The 12,245-nt window shown below is 32.7% G+C and carries 9 protein-coding genes and 1 tRNA gene; all 10 read right to left on the bottom strand.

The genetic code is table 11. The features are described 5' to 3' along the window. Positions 1-252: 252 nt before the first annotated feature. The 10 genes from rpoC to rpmG all read right to left on the bottom strand — a co-directional run bounded on the left by rpoC (position 253) and on the right by rpmG (position 12,235). Positions 253-4,800, bottom strand: a complete 4,548-nt coding sequence (rpoC, locus tag FMM56_RS02085; protein ID WP_150207624.1) for a DNA-directed RNA polymerase subunit beta' — start codon at positions 4,798-4,800, stop codon at positions 253-255. Beyond that, complete coding sequence (gene rpoB, locus FMM56_RS02080; protein WP_150139806.1) at positions 4,793-8,926, bottom strand: DNA-directed RNA polymerase subunit beta; 4,134 nt, start codon at positions 8,924-8,926, stop codon at positions 4,793-4,795. Before rpoB ends, rpoC begins: the two co-directional genes overlap by 8 nt. Before the next feature lie 102 nt (positions 8,927-9,028). Beyond that, a complete protein-coding gene (gene rplL / locus FMM56_RS02075; protein ID WP_150139719.1) occupies positions 9,029-9,406 on the bottom strand; it encodes a 50S ribosomal protein L7/L12 in 378 nt (125 codons plus the stop codon). A gap of 13 nt (positions 9,407-9,419) precedes the next feature. Continuing rightward, a complete protein-coding gene (rplJ, locus tag FMM56_RS02070; RefSeq protein ID WP_150139720.1) occupies positions 9,420-9,902 on the bottom strand; it encodes a 50S ribosomal protein L10 in 483 nt (160 codons plus the stop codon). A 142-nt stretch (positions 9,903-10,044) separates the two neighbouring features. Next, positions 10,045-10,746 carry a 50S ribosomal protein L1 gene (gene rplA, locus FMM56_RS02065; protein WP_150139722.1) on the bottom strand — a complete coding sequence of 234 codons (702 nt, stop codon included), beginning with the start codon at positions 10,744-10,746 and terminating at the stop codon, positions 10,045-10,047. Between the two features lie 50 nt (positions 10,747-10,796). Further along, a complete protein-coding gene (gene rplK / locus FMM56_RS02060; protein ID WP_150139724.1) occupies positions 10,797-11,222 on the bottom strand; it encodes a 50S ribosomal protein L11 in 426 nt (141 codons plus the stop codon). 23 nt (positions 11,223-11,245) lie between these two features. Then, complete coding sequence (gene nusG / locus FMM56_RS02055; RefSeq protein ID WP_150139726.1) at positions 11,246-11,782, bottom strand: transcription termination/antitermination protein NusG; 537 nt, start codon at positions 11,780-11,782, stop codon at positions 11,246-11,248. 10 nt (positions 11,783-11,792) lie between these two features. After that, the gene (gene secE / locus FMM56_RS02050) at positions 11,793-11,972 is read right to left on the bottom strand and encodes a preprotein translocase subunit SecE (RefSeq protein ID WP_150139728.1); all 180 of its coding nucleotides are present in this window, start codon (positions 11,970-11,972) and stop codon (positions 11,793-11,795) included. 17 nt (positions 11,973-11,989) lie between these two features. Next, positions 11,990-12,065, bottom strand: a tRNA-Trp gene (locus FMM56_RS02045). Between the two features lie 11 nt (positions 12,066-12,076). Further along, positions 12,077-12,235 (bottom strand): 50S ribosomal protein L33, encoded by a 159-nt coding sequence (gene rpmG, locus FMM56_RS02040; protein ID WP_150139730.1) that lies wholly within the window; start codon positions 12,233-12,235, stop codon positions 12,077-12,079. Between the last annotated feature and the right edge of the window lie 10 nt (positions 12,236-12,245).

Below are 12,245 nucleotides of genomic sequence, written 5' to 3'. Positions count from 1 at the left end.
TTATATTCTTTTATTCTACTTATATCATTAATGCATATTTCTATTGCAGTAATAATTTTTTAAAACTATCTTTTATAGTTTTTCGTATAAGTTCTTTATTGTTAACAAATTCTTGTTTAAGGGTATGCTTATGTATTTTAAAATCATATAAAAAAGCCCCACACACTTCACTAATAAAACAAGTAAAAATAACAATAAAAAAGAATTTTTTTAAAAAAAATTTTAGAGATAAAGGGTCTAAAAATTTAGACCCTAATTTTGTTCTTTAAGCTTTAAATTATTTTCATCATAAAGCCCAGTACCAACAGGAATCATTCTGCCAAGAATAACATTTTCTTTCAAGTCTTCTAAATAGTCAAATTTCCCAGCTATACTGGCTTCTGTTAAAACCTTTGTAGTTTCTTGAAAAGACGCAGCAGAAATAACACTATCGCTTCCAATAGCAGCCCTTGTAACACCCAAAAGCACAGGTTCGGCAATAGCAGGTTCTCCGCCCATTTTTATAATTCTTTCATTTTCTTCCCTAAATTTTCTCCTAGAAACTAAGTCCCCTTCTATAAATTTAGTATTACCACTATCAATAACCTTTACCTGTCTTAGCATTTGAGAAACAATAACTTCTATATGCTTATCAGATATCACAACGCCTTGACTTCGATAAACTTGTTGAATTTCAGAAATCAAATAATAATGCAAGGCCTTTTCACCTAGAATTTTAAGCACGTCATGGCTTGAAATAAACCCATCAGTTAGCTTTTCACCAGCATGTATAAATTCGCCTTCTCTTACTTGAATATGCTTTGATTTGTCTATTAAATACTCAACACTTATCCCATCTTCTGTTTCAATGATAATCTTTTCCTTTGAACGCAAAGGCTTATCAAAATGGACAATCCCATCAACTTCTGCAATCATAGCTATATTTTTTGGTTTTCTTGCCTCAAAAAGCTCACTTACCCTAGGCAAACCACCCGTAATATCCTTTGATTTTGCAACTGCCTTTGGAGTTTTAGCTAAGATATCAGCCTGTTTTACACTATCTCCATCATTTACAAAGATAACTGTTTTTGGTTCAAGTTGATATTGTACGCTTTTACCATTTTTTCCTGTGATAATAATAGCCGGACGAACCCCACTTGGAATATATTCATTTATAACCAAAGAACGTTTTCCAGTGGCTTCATCGACTTGTTCATCAGCAATATAACCTATTTCAATGCCATCAAAACTAACAACACCATCAATTTCAGCAATTGTAGTATTATTATAAGCATCCCATTTTGCAATTACAATTTTTTCTTTTTTAGAAGCACTTGCTAAAATGGCATTAGGGTCATCTATCTCAACGCTATCGTTAAATTCTATCCTACTTTCTCTAGGTATATAATGCCTTTTTGCCTCTCTATCATTTTCATCAGCCAATACAACAAAAAAGCCTTTTTCTTTTACAATATCGCCTTTTTTGATATTTTTAACTCTATCAAGTCCATCGCCTTTAAGAACATAAAATTTTAAAATTCCTTTCTCCCCTGCCCTTATGTTTTGTACCACAGGGTCGCCATCTTTTACTAAAATTTCACTAGCAAAAGGAATTCTATTTGGTATATTCCAGCCTTCTTTAATCACTTCAACTATGCTTTCATTTTCTTCAATCTCGCTTCCATCAGTATAAGGCAAGTATAATTTTCCATCTATGTTACCACTTACACCAGCTAACTCATTTGGCTTAGCTAGATCATATTTTCTAAGTGTAAATTTAGTCTCATCTTTTTTATTTTTAAGAGTAATAGTGACATCATCATGTATATTTTCAATGCTAATTACACCCTTAAAAGGTGCCTTTATTTTCGGTTCTACAAGGAAAACTGCAGCATTTCTTCTATTGATTACTATATTCTTACCCTCTTTGTTTTTATAGGTTTTTAGATTATAAAATCTTATAAAACCTTCTTTTTTAGCACTTACTTGTCTATCTTGTAAATCAGTACTTGCAGTACCACCACTATGGAAAGTCCTAAGGGTTAATTGAGTACCTGGTTCGCCTATTGATTGGGCTGATATAATGCCTACAGCTTCGCCTGGTTTTACCATTTTACCATCCCCAAGATTGATACCATAGCATTTTGCACAAATTCCCTTTTTAGCCTTACAAGTAATAGGAGTTCTAATATTTACGCTTTTAATACCACTTTCAGTGATAATTCTAGCCTTTTCTTCATTAATCAAAGTACCTTCTGCAAATAAAACCGAATTTGTTATAGGGTCGATTACATCCTCTGCTAAAATCCTACCTAAAATTCTTTCTTCTAAGGTTTCAACTATAGAACTATCAGCTGTTATTTCATTTATCTCAATGCCCTCATGAGTACCACAATCTTCAATGGTTATCTTAACATTTTGTGCCACATCAATAAGCTTTCTAGTTAAATAACCAGCATTTGCAGTTTTAAGAGCAGTATCTGCAAGACCCTTTCTAGCCCCATGCGTTGAAATAAAATACTCAAGCACATTTAAGCCCTCTCTAAAATTTGAGATAATAGGAGTTTCTATAATAGAACCATCAGGCTTAGTCATCAAACCACGCATAGCAGCAAGTTGTGAAATTTGTGCTGCACTCCCCCTAGCACCAGAATCAGCCATCATATAAATAGAATTAAAGCCATCCTTATCTCTTTCAACTAAATCCATCATTTCTTTTGAAAGTTTGTTATTTGTACTCTTCCAAATCTCAATGATTTTATTGTATTTTTCGCTCGAGGTAATAAGACCAAGATTATAAGAATTTTGAATTTCGCTAACTTGCTTTTTAGCATTTTCTATTTCTTTTTGTTTGTCTTCTGGCACGATAATATCAGCAATTGATATAGAAATTCCAGCCTTAGTTGCATATTCAAAACCTAAATTTTTAAGCTTATCTAAGAAGCTTGCCATAATTTCTAAGCCACCATTTTTATAAATATAATCAACCAAATTTGCAATATCTTTTTTCTTTAAAACCTTATTCCACATATTTTCAGGGACAAAATCAGGTAAGATATTTTTAATAATCAAACGACCAGCAGTGGTAGTAATTTTACGTTCATCAACCATAGTTTGAATATTTGCGTGTATATCAAGGCATTTTAATTGTAAGGCAATCATTACCTCATGAATTCCAGTACAAATTTTATGGGCTCCTCTAGCCCCTGTTTTTTCAAGTGAAAGATAATAAATTCCTAAAATCATATCCTGACTTGGAACGGTTACTGACTTACCACTTGCAGGTAATAAAATATTAGTAGATGAAAGCATTAAAACCTTGCATTCTGCAATGGCTTCTTGAGAAAGTGGAACGTGAACTGCCATTTGGTCGCCATCAAAATCAGCATTAAAGGCAGCACAAACTAAAGGATGAAGTTGTATAGCCTTGCCCTCAACTAAGACAGGGTGAAAGGCTTGAATAGAAAGTTTATGCAAGGTAGGAGCACGGTTAAGCATAACAGGATGACCATTAACTACTTCTTCAAGACACTCCCAAACCTCGTTAGTTTTATTTTCTATCATTTTTTTAGCTTGTTTAACAGTGGTAGCATAACCCTTTTCTTCAAGTTTTGCTAAGAGATGTGGTTTAAAAAGTTCAAGTGCCATTTTCTTAGGCAAACCACATTGGTCCATTCTAAGCTTTGGACCAACAACGATTACGCTACGACCAGAAAAGTCAACCCTTTTTCCAAGTAAATTTTGTCTAAAACGACCTTGTTTTCCCTTTATAATCTCACTTAAAGATTTTAATGGACGTTTATTTGCACCCTTTACAGCATTTGAACGGCGACCATTATCAAAAAGAGCGTCAACTGCTTCTTGTAACATTCTTTTTTCATTTCTAATAATAATCTCAGGTGCATCAAGTTCCATTAATTTTTTAAGTCTAGTGTTTCTATTAATTACACGGCGATATAAATCATTTACATCAGAAACAGCAAATTTTCCTCCATCTAATGCAACCAAAGGCCTTAAATCAGGTGGTAAAACAGGTAAATTTGTAATCATCATCCATTCAGGGCGATTAGGAACAGTGTCCTCACTATCTCCATTTGAATTTGAATTTAAAAAATTCTCAACTACTTTTAACCTTTTAATAATAGTCTTTTTCTTAGCCTCTGAGTTAGTAGCTTGTAATTCTTCTTTTAATTGATTTAACAAAGATACTAGGTCTAAATTTGCTAATAAATCCCTAACAACTTCACCACCCATTCTAGCCTTAAAACCACTATTTTCATATCTTTGCATTAAATTTTGATATTGTTCTTCGTTTAATACATCACAATGTGCGACTTTTTTTGTATTGTCATTATCATAAAAAGCCTCGCCTGGTTCTTCAACTATATAGGCTTCATAATAAAGCACTCTTTCTAAGTCTTTCATTTTAACGCCTAAAAGCGTTCCTATACGACTTGGCAAGGAATTTACGTACCAAATGTGTGCTACTGGGGTTACTAATTCTATGTGTCCCATTCTTGAACGACGAACCTTTGAACTTGCTATTTCAACGCCACATTTTTCACATTTTGTGCCTTTAAAACGCATTTTTTTATATTTACCACAAAGGCATTCATAATCTCTAATAGGACCAAAAATTTTAGCACAAAAAAGCCCATCTCTTTCAGGCTTTAAGGTTCGATAATTAATAGTTTCTGGTTTTTTAACCTCTCCACATGTCCAAGATTTTATTTTTTCAGGGCTTGTAAGTCTTAATTGAAAGGCTTCAAAATCTCTTGGTCTTGTATCTTCTTCTATTTTTATAGTCTTAAATTTACTCATTATCATCGTCCTTTTCAAAAATTTCAACATCTAAGGCTAGTGATTTTAGCTCATTTGTTAAAACAAAAAATGTTTCTGGAATTCCAGTTGCAGGTACATTTTCACCCTTGGTTAAGGCTTTATAAGCATTGAAACGTCCTTCAACATCATCTGATTTTACGGTTAACATTTCTCTTAAAGTATGTGCTGCTCCATATGCCTCAAGTGCCCAAACTTCCATTTCACCAAATCTTTGACCACCAAATAAGGCCTTACCACCTACTGGTTGTTGTGTTACTAGGCTATAAGGTCCAGTACTTCTTGCGTGTATCTTTTCATCTACTAAATGGTGTAGTTTTAGCATATACATACAACCAACATGCACCCTTTCATCAATCTTTTCTCCTGTACGTCCATCATAAAGCTCAGTTTTTCCATCCACATCAATCTTTGCCATTTCAAAAAGCTTTCTAAATTCTTCTATATTTACGCCCTCAAAAACAGGGGTAGCAAATTTAACACCTCTAGCCCAATCTCTAGCATAATTTAAAAGCTCATCATCGCTTAATTTTTTAATGGCATCTTTTTCACTTGCAAGACGGGAAATAGAACATATTTCAAGCATTTTATTTCTTAATTGTTTAATATAATCTTTTTGTTTAGCATTAAAAATATCTTGAATTTGTTCTCCTAATTTAAGCCCTATAAATCCCAAATGACTTTCTAAAATTTGTCCTATATTCATACGACTTGGAACACCTAGTGGATTTAAGGCTATGTCTATGCTTCTTCCGTTGGCTAAATAAGGCATATCAATTTCAGGTACTATAGTAGAAACTATGCCCTTATTTCCGTGGCGACCTGCCATTTTATCACCAACTTTAAGCTTTCTCTTTGTGGCTATATAAATTTTTACAAGTTTTACAACACCACTTGGCAAAATATCATCTTTTTCTAAAATTTCAAGCTTTTCATCGTGTTCAGCCTTTAATTTTTTCTTTTCACCTTGAAAATAATTTTTAAGCTCTTCGTATTCTTTTTGAATATCCTTTGAATAAGCTTTTATCAAGGTAGTTAAGGTAAAGCGATTAAATTTTTCTAAGTCGCTAACTTCGACCTTTTGCCCTTTTTTATAGTTTTTATTATTAATTTTTTGACCACTAGCAAGATGGGCCTTTGATAAAAGAGAGATTACTCTTAGCATTTCTTCTCTATCCATCATTAAAAGCCTATCATGGTGTTCTTTTTCAAGTGCTACCTTTTCTTTATCATAAGACTTCATAGCCCTACTATCTTTTTCATAGCCCTTTTTAGTGAAAATTTTAACATCAACCACAACACCTTCCAAAGAAGCAGTAGCGTATAAAGATTTATTTACAACATGTCCGGCTTTTTCACCAAAAATAGCTCTCAATAGCCTTTCTTCAGGAGTTGGCTTAACCTCTCCTTTTGGAGAAACCTTACCTACTAAAATCATACCTGGCTTAATGTGAGTGCCTATCTTAGCAATACCACTTTCATCAAGGTGTGCCACATCTTCTTCTTTTATATTTGGAATATCCTTTGTAATCTCTTCAACCCCATCTTTTAATTCTCTTGCTTCGATTTCTTTTTCATAAATATGAACGCTAGTAAAAACATCATCTCTTATAATTTTTTCACTTACCACAATGGCATCTTCGTAATTATAACCATTCCAAGACATAAAGGCTACTAAAACATTCTTGCCAATAGCTAATTCTCCTTGGTCCATGCTAGGACCATCTGCTATAATTTGCCCTGCTTTAACAACTTCGCCTTTTTTTACTATAGGATGTTGAATATAGGTTGTATTTTGATTTGTTCTTAAATTTTTCTCCATTATATAATGGTCTATAAAAGGTCCCTTATCATCTTCACCTAGTATAAATATGCTTTTATTATCAACCTTTTCAATAACCCCGCCTCTTTTTGCCTTAATAGCCTCCCAAGCATCTCTTGCGATAATCCTTTCCATACCTGTTCCAACTATAGGTGCAGCTGTAGTTAAAAGTGGTACGGCTTGTCTTTGCATATTTGAACCCATTAAAGCACGGTTTGCATCATCGTGTTCTAAGAAAGGAATTAATGATGCTGCAACGCCAACTATCATACCAGAACAAAGGTCTATTAATTGTACGTCTTCTCGCCTTGCAAGCGTGGTTTCTCCATCTTGTCTAACCTCTATAAAATCTTCTAAAATATTACCCCTTGCATCAACCTTTGTAGAAGCAGGAGCTATAAAAAGTCCTTCTTCTTGAGTGGCTGTTAGATATACAATCTCATTTAAAACTTTACCATTTTGAACCTTTTTATAAGGAGCTTCAACAAAGCCAAGTTCATTAACCTTTGCATAAGTAGAAAGTGTATTAATAAGCCCTATGTTTTGACCTTCTGGCGTTTCAACAGGACAAATTCTACCATAATGAGTAGCATGTACGTCCCGTACCTCAAAACCTGCCCTTTCTTTTACTAAACCACCCTCGCCAAGTGCTGATAAACGGCGTTTATGAGTAACTTCGCTTAAAGGATTTGTTTGGTCCATAAATTGAGAAAGCTGACCACCTGTGAAAAATTCCAAAATAGTTGTAGTTATCATTTTTGGATTTATCAAATCATAAGGCATAACCTTATCAATATCTGCATTTAAGGCTGTAAATTTATCTCTAATAGCCTTTTGCATTTTAGCAAGTCCAAGGTGAAGTTCATTTGCTAATAACTCACCGATAGAACGAATTCTACGATTTCCTAAATGGTCTCTATCATCAATATGACCTTTTCCATTTTTAATCTTTATAAGATATTTTGCAGTTTTTATAATATCTTCATTTGTTAAAACGGTCATGTATTCAGGTACTTCAAGCCCTAATTTATGATTCATTTTCATTCTACCAACTTTGGTTAAATCATATCTTTCAGGATTAAAAAATAAATCGTTTACAAAAACCTTTGCTGCCTCTTTTACAACAGGTTCTCCAGGTCTCATAACCTTATAAATTCTAATAGCAGCTAAGTCGTTTTCATCATCTATATTTTCACTTTGTTTTAAAAGCTTTAAAGTTTCATTGTCTTGTACAAAGGAATTTAAAATAGCCGCATCAACACCATTTGCCATATCATTTGCTATATCAAAGCTTTTTTGTTCCTTAATCTTTGTTAATTTAGCCTCGTCAATTTGAGTTATAGAATCAAAAAGTACTTCTCCTGTATCACTATCTATTATAGGATTAGCTAAATAGCGATTTACCAAGGTATCAGCAGGATATTCTATCCATTTTAAACCATCTTTTATAAGTTGGTCGCTTTTTTTCTTAGTTAATTTTTTACCAGCTTGATGAACAATATTGCCTTTTTCATCTTTAATATCGTATTCTACTCTATCTATAAAATTATTCGGGTTAAATTCAGTTAAAAATTTATCTTTTTTAACAAAGATAGTTTGTATAGGGTAAAATAATCTTATAATATCTTGTTTTTTATATCCTAGGGCCCTAAATAAGATTGTTATAGGCACCTTTCTTCTTTTATTTATCCTTACATAAAGTACGTCTTTTGCATCATATTCAAAATATAGCCAAGAACCCCTATCTGGTATGATTTGGGCTGTATAGACTAATTTATTTGCGACCGTTGAACTTTCTTCTTCTTTAAAAATAACGCCCGGGCTTCTATGAAGTTGATTAACAACCACCCTTTCAACGCCATTAATTATAAAAGAAACCCTATCAGTCATCAAAGGAATATCGCGTATAAAAATATCTTGTTCTTTAATATCTTTTATGCCTACCTTTTCTCCACTTTTTTCATCTTTATCATAAAGTGTAAGGCGAATTTTCATTTTTAAATTCACAGAATAAGTAAGCCCTCTTTCCATACATTCTCGTATGGTATATCTTGGCTTTGTAATCTCACTACTAACATATTCTAAACTTAAACGATTTTGTGGGTCGTGTATAGGAAATATAGATTTAAAAACCTTTTCTATGCCACTTTCACTATTTGTATTACTAAGATTTAAAAAATAATCAAAACTTGCTTTTTGTAGTTGTAAAAGATTTGGAATTTCTATTTGTTTTGAAATATTTGAGAAATCTGCTCTTAAACGATTTCCTAGCTTATTGTCTAACATATTACTACCCCATGGTAAATTTGTCATAAAAAGAAGACCTAAAAAAATAGGTAAATTTAAAAAAGAAGACTAAAAACTAGTCTTCTTTAAACACTGAAAAAATTATTTAAGCTCTACTTTTGCACCAGCTTCTTCAAGTTGCTTTTTAGCTTCTTCTGCTTCTGCTTTTGCAATTCCTTCTTTTAATGTTGAAGGAGTTTGTTCAACTGCATCCTTTGCCTCTTTTAAACCAAGACCTGTTAAAGCACGAACAACCTTAATAACTTCTATTTTCTTAGCACCAGCTTCAACTAAAACAACATTAAATTCAGTTTTTTCTTCGCTAGCACCTCCAGCTGTACCGCCACCTGCACCACCAGCTACTACAACAGGTGCTGCACTAACGCCAAATTTTTCTTCGAATTCTTTAACTAATTCTGATAATTCAAGAACACTCAAATTTGAGATATATTCTAATACATCTTCTTTACTAATTGCCATTTTTTATCCTTTTTTATTCTGATTCTTTTTTATTTTTAAGCGCATTTAAACCAATTACAAAATTGGTAAGTGGCGCATTCCATACTTGCAAAAGCATAGCAAGCAACTCATTTCTTGAAGGCATTTTAGCCAATGCCTTAACTTTAGCTATATCAGCAACTTCGCCATCAATATAGGCTAATTTTATTTGAAAAAATTCATTATTATTTTCTTCAAATTTAGCTGCAATCTTTGAAACACTAAGTTGGTCTTCTCCCCAAAGATATATATTTGTATCTTTAAGTTCTAGACCTGTTTTACCGGAATTGTTAAGAGCAATGCTAGCTAAAGTATTTTTAATAATTTGTACTTTAACATTATTTTCTCTTGCATTGTTTCTTAATTCTTCAAGTTTTTTAGTACTAAGTCCTTTGTAATTACATACTACAATGGCTTCACTACTTTTAAAACCTTCTTCGAGCTTAGAAACAATTTCAATTTTTTCGCTTTTAGTCACATTTTCTCCTTTCCGATTGAGATTTCAAGCAGAGCGGTTTCCCATTTAAGCATAAGCCTCGACTATCTTCAATCTAAATTTAAATTTCAAAAAAAGAACTTTTTTTCAAATTTAAATTCATAAGAGTTGTAAAAAACAACTCTTATTTCATATCAAGCAATTCTTGAGTTTCAAGTTTTAAAGAAGGACTCATCGTTAAAGACAAAGCCGCACTTTTTATATATCTGCCCTTTGCAGCTGATGGCTTATGCTTATTTATAGCCTTGATAAAGGTTGAAAGATTATTAAATAATTGTTCTTTACTAAAACTAACCTTACCAAGTCCAGCATGGATATTTCCTTGTTTATCAACTCGGAAATTTACTTGACCACTTTTTGCATTTGTGATAGCTTGCGCAACATCCATCGTAACGGTTCCCGTTTTAGGATTTGGCATTAAGCCCTTAGGTCCTAAAATACGACCAACCTTTCCAACAAGACCCATTAAATTTGGTGTAGCAATTAAAACATCAAAATTCATATTGCCTTTTTGAATTTCTTCTATTAAATCATCACTACCAACTATATCAGCACCTGCATTTTTAGCCTCATCGGCCTTAGCATCCTTTGCTATAACACCAACGCGTACCTTTTTGCCAGTACCAGCAGGTAAAACAACAGAACCCCTAACCATTTGGTCTGCATGTCTTGGGTCAACATTTAATTTAAGTGCTAACTCAACAGTCTCATCAAATTTAGCAGAAGCTAAATTTTTAACAAGTTCAATCCCTTCTTGTAAAGAATAATCCTTATTTGCATCAATTTTTTGTGATAATTCTTTTAATCTTTTTGTTATCTTAGCCATTTTTCTCTCCGCATTTTTAAAGTGCTACCACCCTTGGTGGTTGTAAATTTTTAATCAACTATTTCAACGCCCATGGAACGAGCCGAACCAGCAATAATCTTAGCTGCTTGTTCTTTATCTTTTGTATTTAAATCCGCAAGCTTTTTATCAACAATTTCTAAAACTTGTTTTTTAGTAAGCTTTCCTACCTTATTTTTTAAAGGATTATCAGTACCCTTTGAAATTCCAGCTGCCTTTTTAATCAAATCAGTAGCCGGTGGTTGCTTGGTAATAAAAGTAAAACTTTTATCAGCATAAACAGTTATAACAACAGGAATATTAAAACCTACCATATCCTTTGTTCTTTCATTAAAAGCCTTGCAAAATTCCATAATATTAACACCTTGTTGACCTAATGCTGGACCAACTGGAGGTGAAGGATTTGCTTTTGTTGCAGCAATTTGCAATTTAATCTCACCTACGACTTTTTTAGCCATAACAAATCTCCTTTAGCTTGATATTAAATAATTTTCTCAACTTGAGAATAAGGTATATTATCCACTGGTGTTGAGCGACCAAAGATTGAAACATTTAATTTTAATAGACCTCTAACCATATCATATTCTTGAACAATAGCAGTACAATTTGCAAAAGCACCACCTATAATACGAACATTTTCACCTAACTCAAACGAAATTTTAGGCTTAGGTGCAGCTCGGTTATACGCCTTTTCTAAAATCAAATTTATATCTTTTTCATTTAGCGGGGTAGGACGTTTTGACTCGCCTATAAAACGACCAACCTTTGGAAGAGATTGAATTTTATGCCAAAGTTCAATATTTAAATCAAGCAATGCAAAAACATAACCAGAATACAAACTTCTTTCGCTAATCTTTTCTTTTCCGTTTTTAAACTCGATAACATCTTCTGTAGGAACTACTATCTCTTTAAGTTGTTCTTCAATTTTGTTATCCTTAACTAAATTTTCAATGGCCTTTTTTACAGCCATTTCACTTCCTGCATAAGTTTGAATCGCATACCATTTATGAGTACCCATTTTTAATCCTTCAAATAACTGCAGAAACGAATAAAGACATAATCCAATCCACTAATGCCAAAAATAAAGAAACCACACTAACCACTATAAACACGGTTATATATGCGTTTCTAACTTGTTCTTTTAAAGGAAAAATAACTTTCCTTAATTCTACTCTTGATAATTTAAAATAAGTTATTAATTTTTCCATATTAAAACCTTACACTATGGCAGGACAAGAGGGACTCGAACCCCCAACCATCGGATTTGGAATCCGGCGCTCTACCATTAGAGCTATTGTCCTTTTATCCAAATTTAACTTTTTAACTTAACTTCTTTGTGAATTGTATGTTTTTTAAGTCTTGGGCAATATTTTTTCAATTCTAACTTTTCAGTAGTGTTTTTACTATTTTTAAAGGTGCTATAATTGATATCACCACTTTCTTCACATTTTAAACCAACTTTAATTCTCATTGTTTTTCCT

Origin of the sequence: Campylobacter sp. LR264d (assembly GCF_008633895.1) — a bacterium.
Classification (GTDB): Bacteria; Campylobacterota; Campylobacteria; order Campylobacterales; family Campylobacteraceae; genus Campylobacter_D.
Note: the sequence above shows the minus strand (reverse complement) of the source record. Positions and strands in the feature narration are given on the sequence as shown.